This is a genomic window from Pseudomonas sp. 5.2, assembly GCF_059025405.1.
Map to the genome: position 1 here is coordinate 411,150 of NZ_JBYBHH010000002.1, position 19,459 is coordinate 430,608.

General features: G+C 64.8%; 19 protein-coding genes. 7 read left to right on the plus strand and 12 right to left on the minus strand.

Annotation, left to right across the window (positions count from 1 at the left end; translation table 11 throughout):
• The first annotated feature begins 26 nt into the window (after positions 1-26).
• Positions 27-1,121, plus strand: a complete 1,095-nt coding sequence (gene apbC, locus AC5PZ0_RS05535) for an iron-sulfur cluster carrier protein ApbC (protein ID WP_099430263.1) — start codon at positions 27-29, stop codon at positions 1,119-1,121.
• A 141-nt stretch (positions 1,122-1,262) separates the two neighbouring features.
• On the opposite strand, the gene AC5PZ0_RS05540 is transcribed toward apbC, so the two are convergent.
• Complete coding sequence (locus AC5PZ0_RS05540; RefSeq protein WP_027594207.1) at positions 1,263-1,472, minus strand: cold-shock protein; 210 nt, start codon at positions 1,470-1,472, stop codon at positions 1,263-1,265.
• Between the two features lie 340 nt (positions 1,473-1,812).
• Here AC5PZ0_RS05540 and dcd point away from each other — a divergent pair, with 340 nt between their 5' ends.
• Positions 1,813-2,379 carry a dCTP deaminase gene (gene dcd, locus AC5PZ0_RS05545; protein WP_012313046.1) on the plus strand — a complete coding sequence of 189 codons (567 nt, stop codon included), beginning with the start codon at positions 1,813-1,815 and terminating at the stop codon, positions 2,377-2,379.
• Between the two features lie 95 nt (positions 2,380-2,474).
• Positions 2,475-2,702 carry a hypothetical protein gene (locus tag AC5PZ0_RS05550; protein ID WP_027594208.1) on the plus strand — a complete coding sequence of 76 codons (228 nt, stop codon included), beginning with the start codon at positions 2,475-2,477 and terminating at the stop codon, positions 2,700-2,702.
• A gap of 12 nt (positions 2,703-2,714) precedes the next feature.
• Here the strand turns inward: AC5PZ0_RS05550 and pdeM are convergent, their stop codons facing one another.
• The 10 genes from pdeM to AC5PZ0_RS05600 all read right to left on the minus strand — a co-directional run bounded on the left by pdeM (position 2,715) and on the right by AC5PZ0_RS05600 (position 14,611).
• Positions 2,715-3,368, minus strand: coding sequence for a ligase-associated DNA damage response endonuclease PdeM (gene pdeM, locus AC5PZ0_RS05555; RefSeq protein WP_085273550.1), 654 nt, complete (start codon positions 3,366-3,368; stop codon positions 2,715-2,717).
• Positions 3,365-5,818 (minus strand): ligase-associated DNA damage response DEXH box helicase, encoded by a 2,454-nt coding sequence (locus AC5PZ0_RS05560; RefSeq protein ID WP_493854505.1) that lies wholly within the window; start codon positions 5,816-5,818, stop codon positions 3,365-3,367. Before AC5PZ0_RS05560 ends, pdeM begins: the two co-directional genes overlap by 4 nt.
• 67 nt (positions 5,819-5,885) lie before the next feature.
• Positions 5,886-7,001, minus strand: a complete 1,116-nt coding sequence (locus AC5PZ0_RS05565) for a succinylglutamate desuccinylase/aspartoacylase family protein (protein ID WP_274886149.1) — start codon at positions 6,999-7,001, stop codon at positions 5,886-5,888.
• 98 nt (positions 7,002-7,099) lie between these two features.
• Complete coding sequence (locus tag AC5PZ0_RS05570) at positions 7,100-8,758, minus strand: ATP-dependent DNA ligase (RefSeq protein WP_274886150.1); 1,659 nt, start codon at positions 8,756-8,758, stop codon at positions 7,100-7,102.
• The gene (locus tag AC5PZ0_RS05575; protein ID WP_493854506.1) at positions 8,755-9,771 is read right to left on the minus strand and encodes a ligase-associated DNA damage response exonuclease; all 1,017 of its coding nucleotides are present in this window, start codon (positions 9,769-9,771) and stop codon (positions 8,755-8,757) included. The genes AC5PZ0_RS05570 and AC5PZ0_RS05575 overlap by 4 nt, the downstream gene beginning before the upstream one ends.
• 306 nt (positions 9,772-10,077) lie before the next feature.
• A complete protein-coding gene (locus AC5PZ0_RS05580; protein ID WP_493854507.1) occupies positions 10,078-12,519 on the minus strand; it encodes a penicillin acylase family protein in 2,442 nt (813 codons plus the stop codon).
• Positions 12,520-12,947: 428 nt separating this feature from the next.
• Positions 12,948-13,151, minus strand: a complete 204-nt coding sequence (locus AC5PZ0_RS05585; protein WP_033694179.1) for an SEC-C metal-binding domain-containing protein — start codon at positions 13,149-13,151, stop codon at positions 12,948-12,950.
• 7 nt (positions 13,152-13,158) lie between these two features.
• On the minus strand, positions 13,159-13,635 hold the full coding sequence (locus AC5PZ0_RS05590; protein WP_085273650.1) for an LEA/WHy family protein: 477 nt from the start codon (positions 13,633-13,635) through the stop codon (positions 13,159-13,161).
• Positions 13,636-13,637: 2 nt separating this feature from the next.
• Entirely contained in the window at positions 13,638-14,114 is a 477-nt protein-coding gene (locus AC5PZ0_RS05595) for a YchJ family protein (RefSeq protein WP_265968781.1), read from the minus strand.
• Between the two features lie 2 nt (positions 14,115-14,116).
• Positions 14,117-14,611, minus strand: coding sequence for a DUF6231 family protein (locus AC5PZ0_RS05600; protein WP_027594221.1), 495 nt, complete (start codon positions 14,609-14,611; stop codon positions 14,117-14,119).
• Positions 14,612-14,770: 159 nt separating this feature from the next.
• Here AC5PZ0_RS05600 and AC5PZ0_RS05605 point away from each other — a divergent pair, with 159 nt between their 5' ends.
• The 3 genes from AC5PZ0_RS05605 to AC5PZ0_RS05615 all read left to right on the plus strand — a co-directional run bounded on the left by AC5PZ0_RS05605 (position 14,771) and on the right by AC5PZ0_RS05615 (position 16,671).
• A complete protein-coding gene (locus AC5PZ0_RS05605; protein ID WP_027594222.1) occupies positions 14,771-15,463 on the plus strand; it encodes a PA1041 family peptidoglycan-binding anchor lipoprotein in 693 nt (230 codons plus the stop codon).
• 181 nt (positions 15,464-15,644) lie between these two features.
• Positions 15,645-15,920 (plus strand): DUF1145 domain-containing protein, encoded by a 276-nt coding sequence (locus AC5PZ0_RS05610; protein ID WP_027594223.1) that lies wholly within the window; start codon positions 15,645-15,647, stop codon positions 15,918-15,920.
• Positions 15,913-16,671 carry a collagen-like protein gene (locus AC5PZ0_RS05615; RefSeq protein ID WP_493854508.1) on the plus strand — a complete coding sequence of 253 codons (759 nt, stop codon included), beginning with the start codon at positions 15,913-15,915 and terminating at the stop codon, positions 16,669-16,671. The genes AC5PZ0_RS05610 and AC5PZ0_RS05615 overlap by 8 nt, the downstream gene beginning before the upstream one ends.
• Before the next feature lie 35 nt (positions 16,672-16,706).
• Here AC5PZ0_RS05615 and AC5PZ0_RS05620 read toward each other — a convergent pair whose 3' ends face one another.
• Positions 16,707-17,171, minus strand: a complete 465-nt coding sequence (locus AC5PZ0_RS05620; protein WP_099430252.1) for a CopD family protein — start codon at positions 17,169-17,171, stop codon at positions 16,707-16,709.
• Positions 17,172-17,268: 97 nt separating this feature from the next.
• On the opposite strand from AC5PZ0_RS05620, the gene dinG reads away from it, so the two are divergent.
• Positions 17,269-19,413 carry an ATP-dependent DNA helicase DinG gene (gene dinG, locus AC5PZ0_RS05625; RefSeq protein WP_027594226.1) on the plus strand — a complete coding sequence of 715 codons (2,145 nt, stop codon included), beginning with the start codon at positions 17,269-17,271 and terminating at the stop codon, positions 19,411-19,413.
• The last annotated feature ends 46 nt before the right edge of the window (positions 19,414-19,459 follow it).

Here is a 19,459-nt window from a genome sequence, read left to right on the forward strand (position 1 = left end):
CATTCAGTTTGCCAATGGGAGTCTCCATGAGTGCCGTCACCCGTGCCGCCGTCGAAGGCGTGCTTCGCCAGTACACCGACCCCTACCTGAACCAGGATCCGGTCAGCGCCGGCTGCGTGCGCGCCGTGGATATCCAGGGCGGGCAGGTCAGTGTGCAGTTGCAACTGGGGTATGCCGCTGGGTTGTTCAAGAACGGTTGGGCCCAGGTGCTGCAGACCGCCATCGGCAACCTTGACGGCGTCAGCAGCGCCCAGGTGTCGATCGACTGCGTGGTCGCCGCGCACAAGGCCCAGGCCCAGGTGCCGGCCATGGCCAACGTCAAGAACATCATCGCCGTGGCCTCGGGCAAGGGTGGCGTCGGCAAGTCGACCACTGCCGCTAACCTGGCTTTGGCCCTGGCCCGTGAAGGCGCCCGGGTCGGTATTCTCGATGCGGATATCTATGGCCCCAGCCAGGGCGTGATGTTCGGCATCGCAGAAGGCACCCGCCCTCAGATTCGCGAGCAGAAGTGGTTTGTGCCGATCAAAGCGCACGGTGTAGAAGTCATGTCCATGGCGTTTCTCACGGACGACAACACGCCGATGGTGTGGCGTGGCCCGATGGTGTCGGGTGCGCTGTTGCAGCTGGTGACCCAGACCGCCTGGGATGACCTTGATTACCTGGTCATCGACATGCCGCCAGGCACCGGTGACATTCAGCTGACCCTGGCGCAGAAAGTGCCGGTGGCGGGCTCGGTGATCGTCACCACCCCGCAGGACCTCGCCCTGCTGGACGCCAAGAAGGGCGTGGAGATGTTCCGCAAGGTCAATATCCCGGTGCTGGGCGTGGTCGAGAACATGGCCGTGCACATCTGCTCCAACTGCGGCCATGCCGAGCACCTGTTCGGCGAAGGCGGCGGTGAGAAGCTGGCAGCCCAGTACGGTGTCGACCTGCTGGCCTCGCTGCCGCTGTCGATGTTGATCCGCGAACAGGCCGACAGTGGCAAGCCGACGGCGATTGCCGAGCCGGAAAGCCAGATCGCCATGGTGTACCAGGAGCTGGCCCGCCAGGTCGGTGCGCGGATCGTGCTGCAGGAAGCCGCAGCGCCGGCGATGCCGAGCATCACCATCAGCGAGGATTGACCTGAGAAACCCCCTCCTACAGGTACACCACAGGCCTGTAGGAGCGGGTTTACCCGCGAAGAAGCCAGCACCGGTTTCAGCCAGGCATAAAAAACCCGCCAGAAGGCGGGTTTTTTTGAAAGCTAGAAAGCTGAGATCGACTTAGGCGATCTGAACTTCTTCAGCCTGCATGCCTTTCTGGCCGCGGGTAGCGACGAAAGTAACAGCCTGGCCTTCTTTCAGGGTCTTGAAGCCGTCAGCTTGGATGGCTTTGAAGTGCACGAACAGGTCGTCACCCGACTGAGGGGTGATGAAGCCGTAGCCTTTCTCGTCGTTGAACCACTTAACAACACCGTTTTGGCGATTGGACATGTTTCTGTCTCCTTGGACAAAGTTGATTACGGTCAGGAAAAACCCTGCCCGGGACTGAGTGCAAAGAGAGCAGAAAATTCAGATATGGGCCGATCAGGATCGTGCGTCAAACTAGAGATTCTCGGTGTCACGTGCAGCACAGTGGCGTCACCTTAACCCACTTTCCGCAACCTGCCAATGGCCAGAAGCCGCTTTACTGAAATTCAGATCGGTGGCAGCTGTAGCCCCCGCCTGGCGGGGATTGTAGCAAGAATGCAGGATGGAACTTTGAAGAGGGCGCTGGGACCGGTAAGATGCGCCTCACGATTTTCACCTCGCAACTCTTCAGGACACCCCCGCCATGAGCATCAAATCGGACAAGTGGATTCGCCGCATGGCGCAGGAACACGGCATGATCGAACCGTTCGTCGAGCGCCAGGTGCGCGGCGAGCACGACAGCCGAGTCATCTCTTTCGGCGTCTCCAGCTACGGCTACGACGTACGCTGCGCCGACGAATTCAAGGTGTTCACCAACATCAATTCGGCCACCGTCGACCCGAAAAACTTCGACGCCGGCAGCTTCGTCGACGTCAAGAGCGACGTCTGCATCATCCCGCCAAACTCCTTCGCCTTGGCCCGCACGGTGGAGTACTTCCGCATCCCACGCAACGTGCTGACCATCTGCCTGGGCAAAAGCACCTATGCGCGCTGCGGCATCATCGTCAACGTCACCCCGCTTGAACCCGAGTGGGAAGGCCATGTGACCCTGGAGTTCTCCAACACCACCACCTTGCCGGCAAAAATCTATGCCAACGAGGGCGTGGCGCAGATGCTCTTCCTCGAGTCCGACGAAGAGTGCGAAGTGTCGTACAAGGACCGCGGCGGCAAGTACCAGGGCCAGCGCGGCGTCACCCTGCCACGCACCTGAGCCGACGAGCGCGGGGAATTCCCCGCGCATTTGGTACTCCAACGGGTAACCTGCCGATGTGCATGATGCGTGTCGGCTCTCGTCAGGAGCTGCCTATGAAACTCCATCCCGCAATCAGTGCCAAGCTGGCTGGCCTGCAGCCTAACCAGGTCGGTATGTTGCCATGGTCACTGCTGGCGCACCCGCTGCCGATGCAGGCGGGCGGCGTGCCCCACCAGCCTGATCCCGATACTCCTCAACCACCGGAACCGGGCGAAACGCAGCCCATGGAGCCCGGTGAGCCAACCCTGCCCGACGAACCACCTCCCGCGCCCGTCGCCTGAGTGGGCGCTGCTTTAGAGCGCCCATACCCGCCCGGCGCCGGCCAGAAACACGCGGTTTTCGGCGTCGGGGTGCACGCGCCAGCCACCGGTGAATTCACCGAAGGCCGGTAGCAAGCTGATCGCGTCACCCATCAGGAAGCAGGGCAGGCGCAGACGTTGTCTGGCCCGCCCTTGCAACACGAACACCGGGTGGACGTGGCCCGCCAGCACTGGGTGCTGGGGGTGAACGACGGGTTCGTGCTGCAAGGCGAAAGGTGCCAGCAGCCAGGGTTCTTCGACCACCTCGATACCCAGCGCAGGCGGTGGGTCGCCCGCGTGGCGATCATGGTTGCCACGCACCAGCACGATGCGCAGTCCGGCGTGCCGTTCCCGCCATGTTTGCAGCTTGGCCAGCGTTGCCGGTGCGCGCGCGGTTTTGGCATGCAGGAAATCGCCCAGAATGATCAGCATCTGGCACTCATGGCTGGTCAGCAGTTGGTCCAAGCGCGCCAAGGTGGCCTCGGTGGTGCCCCGCGGCACGGGCTGATGCAGCGCGCGATAGCTGGCGGCTTTGCCAATATGCACATCCGCTACCAGCAGGGCCCGGCGGGCAGGCCAGTACAGCGCTTTGTCCGGCAGTAACCACAGGGTTTCGCCGCAGTGCTCGATGGCCAGGTGATCATTCATGCGTTGTTACCCGCCACTTTTTCCAGGTCTGCCACCATCCGCGCAATGCGGTCTGCGAGTTTTTCTGTGCTCAAGGTTTCGCGCATGCCTTCCACCAGCAAGGTAAAGGCCAGCGGCCCTGGGCGGCGTAATTCACGCAGGTCCAGCTGCAGTTGGCCCAGCTTCGCCAACTGCCGGTGCAGCCGCTCTATTTCCAATTCTTCGCGCAATACTTCGTCCCGTGCCTGGCCCAGCAGCAGGTTGTCGGCATCGTGCTTGCGAAACACCTCGTAGAACAGCCCACTCGAAGCCTGGATCTGCCGGGTGCTCTTTTGCGCCGCCGGGTAGCCGCCAAACACCAGGCCGGCGATCTGGGCGATCTCGCGAAAGCGCCTTAGCGCCATCTCGCCTGCGTTCAGGCTGGCCAGTACATCCTCCAGCAGGTGCTCGGTCGAGAGCGCGCTGGGCAAATGCCTGGCCCAGTCCACGGCGCTTGGGCTGAGCAACTCAAAGCCATAGTCACTGACCGCAATTGAGACTGAAAGCGGTTGCACCTGGCTGACCCGCCAGGCAATCAGGTTGGCCAAGCCGAGGTTGGCCATGCGCCCGGCGAACGGGTACAGAAAAAGGTGCGAGCCTTGGCGTGATTTTAACGTTTCGGCCAGCAGCGTGCGGGTAGTCGGCAGTGCAGACCAGCTTGCCTGCAAGGCCAGCAATGGGCGCACGGCGCGCATTTCCGGGCCTTCGTAACGCTGGTGGGCGGCGGCATCGAGTTGTTCGACCAGGGCATCGGCCAGTTCGCTGGACAGCGGCATGCGCCCGCCATTCCAGCGGGCCACAGCGGCCTTGCGCGAGGTGCTGCGGCGGACGTAAGCGGTCATGTTCTCGACGCGCACCAGTTCCAGCACGCGCCCTGCGAAGACCAGGCTATCACCGGGCCGCAGGCGGGCGATGAACGCTTCCTCGACACTGCCCAGCGACTTGCCACCGCCGCCTTTGCTCCAGTACTTGAGCTGCAGGCTGGCCTCGCTGACGATGGTGCCGATGCCCATGCGGTGGCGCCGTGCCAGGCGCTCGCTGGCAACCCGCCAGACCCCGTCGGCGTGGGGTTCGACACGTTGGTAGTCAGGGTAGGCGCTGAGCGAGTTGCCGCCGTGGCAGACGAAGTCCAGCGCCCACTGCCACTGGCTGTCGCGCAACGCGCGGAAGGCCCAGGTGCTGCGTACCTCGGCCAGCAACTGCTCGGGGCGAAAGCCACTGCCCAAGGCCATGCTGACCAGGTGTTGCACCAGCACATCCATGCACAGCTGTGGTGAGCGCCGGGCCTCGATCTGCCCCGCAAGCAGGGCATGCCGGGCCGCAGCGGCCTCCACCAGTTCCAGGCTGTGGGTGGGCACCAAGGTAACCCGCGAGGGGCGCCCCGGTGCGTGCCCGGAGCGACCGGCGCGCTGCATCAGGCGGGCGATGCCTTTGGCCGAGCCGATCTGCAGCACCCGCTCCACGGGCAGGAAATCCACGCCCAGGTCCAGGCTGGAGGTGCAGATGACGGCTTTAAGCGTACCTTGCTTCAAGTTTCGCTCAACCCAGTCGCGGGTGTCGCGGGACAGCGAAGCGTGGTGCAGGGCGATCAGGCCGGCCCAGTCGGGGCGTGCCTCGAGCAGCGCCTGGTACCACAGTTCGGCCTGGGCGCGGGTGTTGGTGAAGACCAGGCTGCTGGCGCTGCTGTCGAGCTCCCGGCTGACCTGATCGAGCATCTTCAAGCCCATGTGCCCTGCCCAGGGGAAACGCTCGATCGCATCGGGCAGCAGGGTATCGACCTGCAGTTGCTTGTCTTGCCGGCCTTGCACCAGCAACCCATCGCCTGGCAACAGCACGTCGCGTGCGTGCTGCAGGTTGCCGAGGGTGGCCGAGAGGCCCCAGGTCAGCAGCGGCGGGTGCCAGTGGCGCAGGCGTGCCAGGGCCAGTTGCAATTGCACGCCACGCTTGTTGCCCAGCAGCTCATGCCATTCATCCACCACCACCAGGCGCAGGTTGGCGAAGTCGTCATGGGCCTGTGCCCGGGTCAGCAGCAGGGTCAGGCTCTCGGGGGTAGTAATTAACACGCTGGGCAGGCGCCGGGCTTGTCGCGCGCGTTCGGCGCTGCCAGTGTCGCCGCTGCGCACGCCCACGCTCCAGTTCAGGCCCAGCTCATCGAGCGGCGCTTGCAAGGCACGCGCGGTGTCGGCGGCCAAGGCGCGCATGGGCGTCACCCACAGCACCTGCAAGGGGGCCGGCTGGCGGGCTGAGCTGGCAACGGCGAACGCGCGCAGGGCCGCCAGCCAGACGGCGTAGGTTTTGCCGGCGCCGGTACTGGCGTGCAACAGCCCGGACTCGCCGCGTTCGACGGCCGCCCAGACACGGCGCTGAAAGGCGAAGGGTTTCCAGCCGCGCAGGGCGAACCAGGCGTTGGCGAGGTCGGTGGAGGCGGCCATGGGGCGGGTGATCCTTCGAAGGCTGTGCTTCTACTGACCGCCCGCCAGGGGCATTGGTTTTACCGGATCAATTCCCCAGCAGGTAGCCGCTGCGGCACACCTGCTCGCCCGCCACATGGGCGATGACCATGCCTGCCGTCGCCATGCGGCGCACGCTACGGGCGTACAGCAGGCCGGGTTGGCTGTTGCGCACCGCAGTCACTCGGTCGTTGAGCGGGTCGATGACTTCGGCGATCAACTGGTCGGCTTGCAGGTGCTGGCCTGGGCGCGCGTGGTACACCAGCAAACCGCCAAGCGGCGTCGACACGGGCTCTACGGCCGCCAGGGGCGTGGCCGCGCGGGGCAGTGGAGGAAGGGGGGCGCAGGTGCCTTCTATGACGCCGTTGTGGGTCAGGAAGTCGAGGATTGCCTGGCAGTCCTTGCCGGCCAGGTCATGGCTCACGTCCGCCTGGCCGCGCAATTCGACAGTGACCGAGCAACAGCCCAGCGGAATCGGGAAGCGCTTGCCAAAGCGTTGCTGCAACTGCCACCAGACCAGGCTGAAGCATTCATCGAACGATTGCCCGCCTGAATCGGTGGCCAGCAGGCTCGCCTGGGCGCCCAGGTAGCGGGCCAGTGGCTCGATCTGTGGCCAGGCATCGGGCGTCGTGTACAGGTGCTCGACGGCTTCGAAGTCGCAGTGCAGGTCGAGTATCAGGTCGGCGTCGCAGGCCAGGCGTTGCAAGATCAGGCGTTGGGCCTGGAGTGGGGTGCGTGCGGGGTGGGCGTCTAGCCCGCGGCGCAGGTATTCACGGATCAAGGCGACGTTGTGTGCGGCGTCCTGGGTCAGGTGTTCTTCGACCTGATCGCCGATGGAGTCGGACAGATCGACGAAGTTGCGATTGAAATTCTCGCCACTCTGCAGTTCGAAGCGCCCCAACGGGGCGTCCAGCAGCACCTGCTCGAGACCGACCGGGTTGGCCACCGGCACCAGGATGATTTCCCGCTGCAAACGGCCCTGTTGTTCCAGCTCGGCCAGCCTGCGCTTGAGGTGCCAGGCCACCAGCATGCCGGGCAGTTCGTCGGCATGCAGCGAGGCCTGGATGTACACCTTGCCGCCACCGCGTGGGCCAAAGTGAAAGCTGTGCAGTTGGCGTGAAATGCCCGGTACGGGAGAAAGCAGGTCGTGGGTCGAATGGTGCATGGTAGTCCTGGCTACGTGGCGAATACGGTCTGCGACACGGGTCGGCACACAGATAGAAGCATAATTTTTGCGTCTGCGCCTGTGCGAATTAGGCACTGTCAGATCAGCAGTGCCTGCAGTGTCGCGAGGTCGTCGGCTTCTTCGACCGGTTTGTCCAGGCGCCAGCGCAGCATGCGTGGAAAGCGCACGGCGATGCCGCTTTTATGGCGTTTGGACATGGCAATGCCTTCGAAACCCAGTTCGAACACCAAGGTTGGGGTCACGCTGCGCACCGGGCCGAACGTTTCCACTGTGGTTTTGCGGATGATCGCGTCAACCTTGCGCATCTCTTCGTCGCTCAGCCCTGAATACGCCTTGGCAAAGGGCACCAATGCTCGCCCGGCCGTGCCGGGCGGCGCGTCCCAGACGGCGAAGGTGTAGTCGCTGTAGAGGCTGGCGCGGCGGCCGTGGCCACGCTGGGCGTAGATCAACACGGCATCGACGCTGAACGGGTCGATTTTCCACTTCCACCAGGTGCCCATGTCTTTGGTGCGACCGACGCCATACAAGGCCTCGCGCTGCTTGAGCATCAGGCCTTCCACGCCCAGGCTGCGCGACTGCTCGCGCTGTTCGGCCAGCTCGGCCCAGGTTTGCCCTTCGAGCAAGGGCGACAGCAGCACAGGCGCTAGCGGGTAATCTGCCACCAGGCGTTGTAACTGCTGACGACGTACGTGCTGCGCCTGGTTGCGCCAATCCTCGCCCTGCCATTCCAGCAGGTCATAGGCCTGCAGCACCACGGGCGCGTCGGCCAGCAGCTTCTTGCCCAGGGTCTTGCGGCCCAGGCGTTGCTGCAACAGTGCGAAGGGTTGCACGGCCAGGGCATCGTCCGTTGCCCCTGGTTTCCACACCAAGATCTCGCCATCGAGCACAACACCATCCGGCAGTGTTTGCGCCAGGCTGTGCAGTTCGGGGAAGCGATCGGTGACGAGCTCTTCGCCACGCGACCAGACCCACAGCTGGCCGTCGCGCTTGACCACCTGTGCGCGGATGCCATCCCACTTCCATTCGATCTGCCAGTCGCTCGGCGGGCCGAGTTGCGCGTCAAACTGCTCGACGGGCGCCTGCAGCGGGTGGGCCAGAAAAAAAGGATAGGGCTGACCGCCACGCTGGCGGTGTTCATCCGCCGACTCGGCAGCGATCAACTGCTGGTAGCCGGCGGCGGTAGGGCGGTGGCTGATGTCGGTGTAGCCGACCAGGCGCTGGGCCACGCGCTTGGCGTCCAGGCCGGCCAGTTGCGCCAGGGCGCGGGTGACCAATAGCTTGGACACGCCGACGCGAAAGCTGCCGGTGATCAGCTTCAGGCACAGCATCAGGCTTGGCCGGTCGAGCTGCGCCCAGAGCGGCGGCAGGCGCTGGCGGATCACGTCGGGCGGCAGGCCGCGAAGGGGCAGCAGGTGTGTCTCGACCCAGTGGGCCAACCCCTCGTCGCTGCCATGGCTGTTCTCGGGCAGCAGCAACGAGATCGTTTCGGCCAGGTCGCCCACGGCTTGATAGCTCTCTTCGAACAGCCATTCAGGCAGTTCTGCCAGCTCAGTCGCCAGTTCGCGCAGCACACGGGTTGGCACCAGTTGCCGCGGCCGGCCGCCGGCGAGGAAGTACACGGCCCAGGCCGCATCCTCGGCAGGCGCCTGGGCAAAGTAGTCGCGCAAGGCGTCGAGCTTGGCGTTGCTGGAGGTGGTCGCGTCCAGGCGCAGGTACAGTGCGGCGAAGGCTTTCATGCCTCGGGCTCCGAGGGCGCTGGCTCGTCTTCGTCGCCGTATTCGGTGGCGAAGGCGCGAGCATCCAGGCCCTGTTCGTTCAAGTAGCGCACCAGCACGTTAACCGAGCCATGGGTGACCATCACGCGCTCAGCGCCGGTCTGGCCAATGGCCCACAGCAGGCCCGGCCAGTCGGCGTGGTCCGACAGCACGAAGCCGCGGTCGACGCCACGCCGCCGGCGTGTGCCGCGCAACAGCATCCAGCCGCTGGCGAAGGCATCGCTGTAATCGCCGAAGCGCCGCATCCAGCTACTGCCCCCGGCAGAGGGCGGGGCCAGGACCAAGGCTTGGCGCATTAATGGGTCGTTGCGCGGGATGTCGCCGGCATAGCGGGTTTCCGGCAGGTGCACGCCCGCTTCGCGGTACACCCGGTTCAATGGCTCGACCGCGCCGTGTACCAGAATCGGCCCGATGCTCGCGTCCAGCCCGTGGAGAATGCGCTGCGCTTTGCCGAAGGCGTAGCAGAACAGCACGCTGGCCTTGCCCTGTGCGCAATTGGCGCGCCACCAGGCGTTGATACCGGCGAACACTTCAGGCTGGCGGGGCCAGCGGTAGATAGGCAGGCCGAAGGTCGACTCGGTGATGAAGGTGTGGCAACGCACTGGCTCGAAGGGGGCGCAGGTGCCGTCGGGTTCGACTTTGTAGTCGCCCGAAGCGACCCAAACCTGGCCCTGGTATTCCAGGCGTACTTGCGCCGAGCCCAGTACATGGCCGGCGGGATGCAAGCTCAGGGTGACACCGTGGTGGAGGATGCGCTCGCCGTAGGCCAAGGTTTGCAGGTTGATGTCCTGGCCCAGTCGGCTGCGCAGGATGCCTGCGCCGGGTGCGGCGGTCAGGTAATGGTTATTGCCAGTGCGGGCGTGGTCGCCGTGGCCGTGGGTGATGATGGCACGGTCCACCGGCCGCCAGGGGTCGATGTAGAAATCACCGGGCGGGCAGTACAGGCCTTCGGGGCGGGCGATAACGAGGTCCATGGCACGGGCGCCGGTGGTGGGTTACCAGTTAGGAGCGCGGTGGGCGATGGGAAGTTCGAGTGAGTTCGTCGTGGGGCTTGTGGCGCCTGTGAATTCGAGCGCCGCCCGCGCGGCGCTTCGCAGCACAAGGCTGCTCCTACATTTTTACGTTTACGCCAAGAAGGTCGCGTGCCCTCGTCTCAGGAATAATTGGCCCGAAACAGATGTAGGAGCAGCCTTGTGCTGCGAAGCGCCGCGCGGGCGGCGCTCGATCTCACAGGCGCTACAAGGGAGGCGTCATGCACTCACGGCATCACACCATCCCCTTTACCGACCCGGTACCAAGGTCAGCCGCTGGCTCCCATAGGCCCGCCCAAAGTTCTGCGGTTGCAGCGGCAGGCTCATGAAGCGCCCCTTGAACCAGGCATCCAACCCGTCGCTGTAGTGCGGGCTTGCCGCGTTGCCGGACTGGCCGCTGCTGGTCAGCACCTGCAACGGTTCGGCCTGGCCGAAATCGACGACCATGCGTGCCGATGCTGGCAGGCGGGTGTCGAAGTCACTGCCCCAGGCGTAGGGGGTGAGGGCCAGGGTACTGAAGTCGCCGCCGGCAGCCAGCGGTGAACGGCTGAGGGCATCACCCAGGCCATGGTAGGCCGGTGCCGGCCAGCGGTACTGGTGCAGCTTGCCCCACTGCCAAGCGCGGCGGTCGGCGCCGAGTTGCGCAGTGCCGGCATCCACCGCAGCGGCCAGGCTGCGGGCGAGAATCACCGGCTTGTCTTCTTTGTGCGGGGTGCTGCGGTCATCCCAGAACGGGCTGTCTTCGCGGCCCAGCAGGTGGTCGGCCTGTGCCGAGTAGGAGAGCCGCGCGTTGCTGACGAACGACTGCCAGGCAGGGCTGGATTCTGGCCCGAGGTCGTCGAGGAAGGTTTCGCGGGCGAAGGCCTGAAGGAACAGCTCGTACAGCGCGGCATCTGCCGACACAGGGCTCAGCCGGCCATCGAATGCCTTGAGCCGGGCCAAGGCGTCGCGGGCCTTGTCACGCTGTGCAGGTGGCAGAGCATCGATGGCTTGCTTGAGCGGTTGAGCCATGCCCGGTGCGTCGAACATCTGCTTGAGCTTGTCGGCCAGCAGGGTGACTTGATCGTTTTGCAGGGCCATCAGGCTGCGGCTGTCGTGACGGCCGTTGCCTGCCAACTGGGCCAGGCGCTCGGCGCGCTCGGGGTAGTACCAGGTGTTGGACAACTGCATGCCGTAGCCGCGCGGCAGGCTGCGCTGGTTGGCGTGGCCGATCCAGCCAGCCGGCGGGTCCTGATCGTAAGGGTGCAGCATCGGGTCAGCGTAACCGTCCCAGTCGTAACGGCCGTCCCAGCCGGGCGAAGGTAGCAGGCCCTGGCCTTCGCGGCGGTTAGGGTAGCGCCCGCTGACTTGCCAGCCGATGTGCTCTGGCTCGGCGAAGACGAAGTTGAGCGCCGCGGCGGCGACTTCGCGGGTGCTGTCGAATGCCCGTTCGACGGTCTTGGCGCGGGTCAGGTCGAACAGCGCGTCGAGGCTGCGGTCGCCCTTGAATTGAGGCAGGTTCAGGGCCAGGCCCAGGCTGGCGCTTGCCGGCTGGGCAAGCAGGGTGCCGTGGCGCGTGTCGTACATGACCTCGCGCAGCGGGCGTTGGCCACGCACGAAGAAGGTTTCGCTGCGTGCCCGTGCAGGCAGCCATTTGCCGTCGGCCAGGTAGCTCAGTTGGTTGCCTTGGCGGCGCAGTTGCTCCAGGTACAGGTCCTGGTTGTCGGCCATCACGGCGCTGCTGCTCCAGGCGATCTTACCGTTGTAGCCGGCCAGCACGATCGGCAGGCCCGGCAGCGACAGGCCGGCGACCTGGTACTTGCCCGTGTGGATCTGCACCGGGCTTAGCGCCCAGGCGGCCTGGCTGTCGCTGGCCAGCAGGCTCTTGCCGCTGCGGCTGCGTTGGCCTGCCAAGGCCAGGTTGGCCGAGCCTGGGCTGCCGAGCAGGTCGAGGTCGGCGAGCTTTTGGCTGGCTGCCGCCAGGGCGGGCAAGCCGGGTAGCTGGCTGGCGAGGTTGAGGCCCTTGAGCTTGTCCACTTCGCTGTCGGCCAACGGTTCGTCCGGTGCGCCGGGCAACAGCCAGGCCAGCTTGTCGCTGCCGACCTTCTGCGCCAGGGTCAGGGCACTGAGTTCTTCTTGCAGGTTCACCGATTGGCTGAAGGCGTACAGGCTGAAGATCAGCGCCGAGTCTTCTGGCTTCCAGTACTCAGGGCGATGGCCGCTGCTGGCCAGGCTGGCGGGCAGCTTGTCGCGGTAGCGGAACAGGTAGGCGTTGACGCCGCGGGCGTAGACCTCGAAGAAGCGCTTGAGCCGTGGCGAGGCGTCGGCGTATTGCTGGGCGGCGCTTTGCTTGAGGTTGGCGGCGCGCATCAGGCGGTCGATGTCGAGGGCATCGCTGCCGGCAAGTTCGGCGAGGCGGCCTTGGGCGAGCAGGCGCATGGCGACCATCTGCTCGATGCGATCCCCGGCGTGTACGTAACCGAGGCTGAACAGCGCGTCATGGAAGTTGCCGCTCTCGATCAACGGCGCGCCCATGGCATTGCGCCGTACCGAGACGTTTTGTGCCAGGCCTTTGAGCGGCTGTACGCCGGTGGTCGGTGGCACGCTGTCCTGGTAGCCGCCCATCTGGCAACCGGCGAGTCCGAGCATGCCGAGCAGCGTGGCAGCGGTCGTGAACCGCGGGCGGAAGGGAGGAAAGGCGGGGGCGGCCATGACAAGGCTCCTGCAAGGCGTGGCGGGGGTTTGGAAGGCGCTAAGGTAGTGAGCACGCAGGCGCGGTGCAAGGTGCTGAGGCGGTTTATTTACGAATGGTATGTGGGAGGGGCGCGCAGGTGTAGGGCTTAAGTGATGTGGTGTTCTCGAGATCGAGCGCCGCCCGCGCGGCGCATCGCGAGCAACGCTCGCTCCTACGTTTATTTCGGGCCAATTTTTCCTGTGGCATTGGCGCGCGGCCCCTTGGCGCCTGACACGATATCGAGTCGAACAAACAAGGCGGTCGCGCGCCTCTCTCACAGGCTTTACTGGCCGGAAACAAACGTAGGAGCGAGCGTTGCTCGCGATGCGCCGCGCGGGCGGCGCTCGATCTTGAGAACACCACATCACTCAACCCCTACACCCAGGCCCTCAGTACAACGTGCCGATCAAGCGCCGTGGCACTTCTTGAACTTCTTCTCGCTGCCGCAAGGGCAAGGATCGTTGCGGCCAACGTCCTTCAGGGCGTTACGAACAGGTTCCTGATGGCCGTGGTTGCAGTGCGGGCCGTGCACATGGCCATGGTCGTGATCGTGGTGGTGATCATGATCGTGGTTGCAGTCAGGGCCATGAACATGAGGTTGCTGGGTCATTGCAAAGTTACTCCGGTATGAAATCACCGGGGATTATCTCACCACTGCGCGACAAGTGCAGGTCCCGGTGGAACAGCAACCCGGTGGCCAGCTCGCCCTGCAAGGTGTAATGCAGCGGTTGCTCACTTTTAAGCAGCTTGGCCAGCGGCTTGAGGTGCTGCCACAGGTTGGTCCGCGCGGTGATCTTGAAGGTGCGCCGGGCATGGCCGCCGACGCTGCGCCACACACTGGTCTCATCCTGCACCAGCAGCAGGTCGTTGAGCCGTATCGAATACGCCAGGCTGCGGATGAACAAGCGGCTGTCATTCGGGTTGTCGACGCGCAGGTGCAGCACGAACTCCTGCTCAAGCAGCCTGGCCTTGACCGTTTCGACCCTGACCAGGTGCACCTCAGGTTCGCGCCAGTCGTCGCCGCCCCAGCTGGCGCAGCCCGCCAGCAGTGCCAGCAGGGCGCCGAGCAGCAGTACGCGGGCCTGGGCGATCATGCTCAGCTGGCCACGTAACTGGCGCAGCATTTCTTGAACTTCTGACCGCTGGCGCAGGGGCAAGGGTCGTTGCGCCCGGCCTTCAGCCCGACCGTGGGGTCGATGAAGTACCAGCGCCCCTCATGCTGGACGAACGCCGAGCGCTCGCGGTGCTGGTGATCGCCGTCCACATCGTGCCAGCGCGCGGTGAAGGTGACAAAACCGTGCTCGGGTTGGCCGCCCAGCACCTCGGCGCTTTCCACCTCCAGCCCCAACCAGGTGCTCTGGGCGCTCCAGCTGGCCATGGCGGCGCGGTCCAGCGCCGCTTGTTGAGCCGGCAGGGTGGTGCTCACCAGGTAGTCGATCAGGCCCAGCACGTAAGCGCTGTAGCGCGAGCGCATCAGCGTCTGGGCATCCGGCGCCGGGGTTCCGGCATGGTAGTGCCCGCAGCAGGCGTCGAGCAGGTTGCCACTGCCGCAAGGGCAGACCGAGACACTCATCATCACCACCAGTACTTTCCAAAATTTTCAGGGTTGGCCCAGAATCGCGCATTGAGCCAGTCCGGGACTTGCTTGTAGTCATGTAGATCATAGGTGAAGAGGCTCAACACCTGCCCTTCACGACGGAATTTTTCGCTGGCAGACAAGGCCAGGGCGAAAAAGTCGGTGTCTTGCCAACCGCAGGCCGAGAGGTCGGCCAGCACCGCAACCCGGCTGGCATTAAGGTTACGAATGCCGCCCAGCAATTCCAGGCCGGTACGCTTGGGCAGGTGCTCCAGGCAGTCCACCAGCACCGCCAAGTCGAAGCGTTGACCGGCAAGGTCTGCCGGCAATGGGCCGGGTGCAGTCGTTGCGATGGCCACCTGCGGGTGTGCCTCGGCAAAGGCGTCCAGTGCGGGGAAGCGCGTGCCTACCAGCAACAGGCGTTGAGGGGTAAAACGCTCGAGCAGGGCCGCCAAGGCCTGCTGGGGCGTGCGCTGGGAAAAACCGTCGGTCATTGCCAATCCTCGTTCAAGTCATCCAAGACTAACGGGCCGCAGCGCCTGGGCAAAGCGGCATGTGACCGCGTCGTGGCTTATTGCTGGCAGGGATGGATTGCGCGGTCTTTACTCCCAGAGATCGGCCTTATGCCGATTCCCCTAGGAGAAGCAACGAAAATGAGCATAGTACGCACAGCGATACCCCTGGTACTGCTCACCAGTGTGTTGACTGGTTGTGCAGGTTTGCAAAAAACCGACTGGCCGAAGTGTGCTGCCGTCGGGGGCGTAGGCGGCGCCGCCTTGGGTGCCATCGAGAGTTCCAGCTGGGCTGGCTGGGGCGCGTTGCTGGGCGGTGGCCTGGCGGCGGGCTATTGCTGGGCCCATGGCGATGGCGACGAGGATGGTGACGGCGTGCCGGACAGCCGTGACAAGTGCCCCGGCACCCCACGCGGTGTGCAGGTCGATGCCAATGGCTGCCCGCCAGAACCGGTCGCGGTGGTCGAGGAAGTCGTGGTGCAGAAGGAAGAGGTCATCGTCATCCGCGATGTGCACTTCGAGTTCGACTCTGCGCGTCTGACCGCCAAGGATAAAGAGCGGCTGAACACCATTGCCACCCGCCTCAAACAGGAAGCACCGAGTGCCCGCCTGAGTGTCAGCGGCCATACCGACAGCGTGGGCTCTGACACCTATAACCAGAAACTGTCCGAGCGCCGTGCCCATTCGGTGACCGATTACCTGGTCGAGAGCGGTGTGCCGCGCAGCAGCTTCGTCTCGATAGTGGGTGCCGGTGAAACCCAGCCAGTGGCTGACAACGCCACGGCCGATGGGCGCGCCATGAACCGTCGCACCGAGATCAAGATCCAGCGGTGACGGCCAGCACCAGCGTCCGCGCCTGGAGCAGTGGCGCGGGCGCAGGCTGCTGGGCAGTTCGATCCGACAAGCGTCACTGCAGGGCCTCTGGCGCACGCCTTGGCATTACAGGTACTGTTGGTCGCACGGCTCGCTCGAACGGGCCGCTTCGACATAACAATAAATGTAGAGGGGCGGGGCTATGAAGTTCATCCTGGGCCTGGGCAAGGTCCTGACCGTTATCTTCTGGGGCGTGGCGTTGTTCAATCTGTTGATGCCGCAACCCTTGCCATTCAATCTTCTGATCAACGCGGCAGGCATTGTCTTGCTGAGCCTGCATGTGCTCGAGGTGTTGTTCTTCAACGCCAGCCTGCGTGGGCGCAGCCACCGTTGGTTCGACCGCTTGCAGATCCTGCTGACGGGGATCTTCCATGTCATGTCCATTCCTCGTGCGCAGGAGGCGCCGCGCAATGCGTAATCTGATGTTGCTGGCGGTGTTGGCCGCGCCCTTGGCCCAGGCCGAAAGCCTTGAAGTGGCTTCCAATTCCATGCTGCGCTTGCCCGACAAGTCGGCCAGCGTGCACCTTGAGTCCCTGCGCGTGGCCGACTCGGCGACGTTGCTATTGCCTGCCACGCTCACCGAGTTGAAGGTCGATCACCTGCAACTGGGGCGTGAGGCGCGTATCGCTATTGCCCCCGCTGACCACCCGCTGCGCATTGAAGCACGCAGTGCCCGGCTGGGTGAGGGCAGCCAGATCAGTGCCCCGGGTGCGCCAGGCACCTACCAGCGTGCGGCCCGTTCCGGGCGAAGCCTGGACTTGAAGCTGGATGAATTAGAGGCCGAGCAACTGTCGATCGATGCCCGAGGCGGTGCCGGCGCGCCGGGTTATGCAGGCCTCGATGGTGCCAACGGCCAAGCCGGGGGCTGCACCTGGGGCCAAGCCAGCCGCGGCGCCAATGGCGATGATGGCGGCAACGGGCATGACGGTGCGGCGGGTGGGCGAATTCGCCTGAGTGTGCCGCAAGGCTTTGCTCAATCGCGCATTGTGGTGCGCCTGGATGGCGGTGCCCCGGGCCAGGCCGGCACAGCGGGCAAGGCAGGCAAAGGCGGGGTGAGTAAGGGGTGTTTGGTCTATCGCACCGATGCCGGTGCCAGCGGGCGGCCGGGGCAACCGGGCCAGCCAGGCCTGGCCGGTGCCTCGGGTGAATTGATCCTGCAGCGCCTTTGACCCGCGCGGGCGGCGCGGCCCAGGGGGCGCGTCGCCTACAGCACCCACCGCGAGCTGGCCACTGCCACCACCGCGATGCCCAGCAGCAGGTTGATGCCGACCATCCGTCGAATCCTGCCCAGTACCGCGGCCCCCGCCGCCCAGTCCTCGGCCTGCACGGCTGTTTTCAGCTCTGGCAGCAGCAAGGCCTGGATGCGCATGAACAGGGCGAACATGGCAATGCCGCCACCGATCATCACATGCACGTACTTGGGCGCGGTCTCGAAGCCTGTGAAGCGCATGTGCAACATGCCGATACCACTGATCGCCAAAATCGCGACAGCCAACCAGACCCATCTGAAGAAGCGTCGGAAAACTTCCACCCACAACCGCAGGCGCGCAGGCCCGTCGAGGGCTGCAACCGTTGCCGGGCGCAGCACCAGCCAGGCGAAGAACATGCCGCCGACCCAGACCAGCGCGGCCAGGACATGCAGTGTGTAGGGGAGGGCAAAGGCAAGCATCCGGATCTCCATGCGGCATAAAGGGCAATAGCGGGGTATGATAGCCGCCCATGCGAAACACTGAAAATATATCCAGCCCTCCGGGCGCCTGCAGACCATGATCAGCAACGAACTCAAAGCCACCATCCAGGGCGCCTACTCGCGTTTTCTCGAAGCCAAGAGCCTCAAGCCGCGCTACGGCCAGCGCCTGATGATCGCCGAAGTGGCCAAGGTGCTCGGCGACATCGCCTGCGACGATGAAGGCCGCCGTGCCGGCGAGCCTGCCGTTGTCGCCGTCGAGGCGGGTACCGGTACCGGCAAGACGGTCGCCTATGCGCTGGCCGCGATCCCGGCCGCCAAGGCTGCCGGCAAGCGCCTGGTCATCGCCACCGCGACCGTCGCCCTGCAAGAGCAGATCGTCTTCAAGGACCTGCCCGACCTGATGCGCAGCAGCGGGCTGAATTTCAGCTTCGCCCTGGCCAAGGGGCGCGGCCGCTACCTGTGCCTGTCCAAGCTCGATGTGCTGCTGCAAGAAGGCCACGCACAATCGGCCACCGCGCAGTTGTTCGAGGAAGAAGGCTTCCACATCGAAGTCGACGAGCGCAGCCAGAAACTGTTCAACAGCATGATCGAGAAACTGGCGGGCAACCGCTGGGACGGCGACCGCGACAGCTGGTCCGAAGCCCTGGAAGACCAGGACTGGGCACGCCTGACGACCGATCACAGCCAATGCACTGGCCGCCACTGCCCGAACTTCCAGCAGTGCGTGTTCTATAAAGCGCGCGAGGGCATGGGCAAGGTCGACGTGATCGTCACCAACCATGACATGGTCCTGGCTGACCTGGCCCTGGGGGGCGGCGCGGTGTTGCCCGACCCACGCGACACCATGTACGTGTTCGACGAAGGCCACCACCTGCCAGACAAAGCCATTGGCCACTTCGCGCATTACTCGCGCCTGCGCTCCACGGCCGACTGGCTGGAGCAGACCGCCAAGAACCTCACCAAGCTGCTGGCTCAGCACCCGTTGCCGGGTGACCTGGGCAAACTGATCGAACAGGTGCCGGAGCTGGCACGTGAGATCCGCACCCAGCAGCAGTTCATGTTCACCCTGTGCGAACAGGTCGCGGACTTCCGCCCCAGTGAAGACACCGAGGGCCGTGAACGCCCGCGCTATCGCTTCGAAGGGGGCGTGGTGCCGGAGCAGATCCGCGAGGTGGGCATCGAACTGAAAAAGGGCTTCGCCCGTCTCAACGACCTGTTCACTCGCCTGGCCGACCTGCTGAAGGAAGGCATGGACGGTGAAGTCAATATCGGTATCGCCAGCCACCAGGCCGAAGAATGGTACCCGCTGTTCGGCAGCCTGGTGACCCGCGCACAGGGCAACTGGGAGCTGTGGACGGCCTTCACCGCCGAAGACCCCGAAGACAGCCCGCCCATGGCGCGTTGGCTGACCCTGGCCGAAAGTGGAGCGTTGTTCGACATCGAAGTCAACGCCAGCCCCATTCTCGCCGCCGAAATGCTCCGTCGCAGCCTGTGGAGTGTCGCCCACGGCGCGCTGGTGACCTCGGCCACGCTCACTGCCCTGGGCAAGTTCGACCGCTACCGCATGCGTTCGGGCCTGCCGCGTGATGCCGTTACCTGCGTGGTCCCCAGCCCGTTCGTGCATGGCGATGCCGGCCTGCTGCGGGTGCCCGACCTGGGCGCCGACCCACGTGATGCGGCGGCGCACACCGCCGCCATCATCCGCGAATTACCCAACATGCTCGACGATGCCCGCGGTGCGCTGGTGCTGTTCTCGTCGCGCAAGCAGATGCAGGATGTGTTCGACGGCCTGGACCGGGACTGGCGCAAGCTGGTGCTGATCCAGGGCAACCTGTCCAAGCAGGAGACCTTGAACAAGCACAAGGCGCGGGTCGATGACGGCCAGCACAGCGTGTTGTTCGGCCTGGCCAGCTTTGCCGAAGGTGTCGATTTGCCCGGTGCCTATTGCGAGCATGTGGTGATCGCCAAGATCCCCTTCGCCGTGCCCGACGACCCGGTCGAGGCGGCCCTGGCCGAGTGGATCGAAGCCCGCGGCGGCAACCCGTTCATGGAAATTGCCGTGCCGGATGCCTCGTTGCGGCTGATCCAGGCCTGTGGCCGGTTGCTGCGGACCGAGCAGGATCGCGGCGTCATCACCTTGCTCGATCGGCGCTTGGTCACCCAGCGCTACGGCAAGGCTATTCTCAATGCGCTGCCGCCCTTCCGGCGGGAGATTTCCTGACGGCCGGAGCACACTGCTCCGGCTTGTTGTCCATCACTCAGTCTTG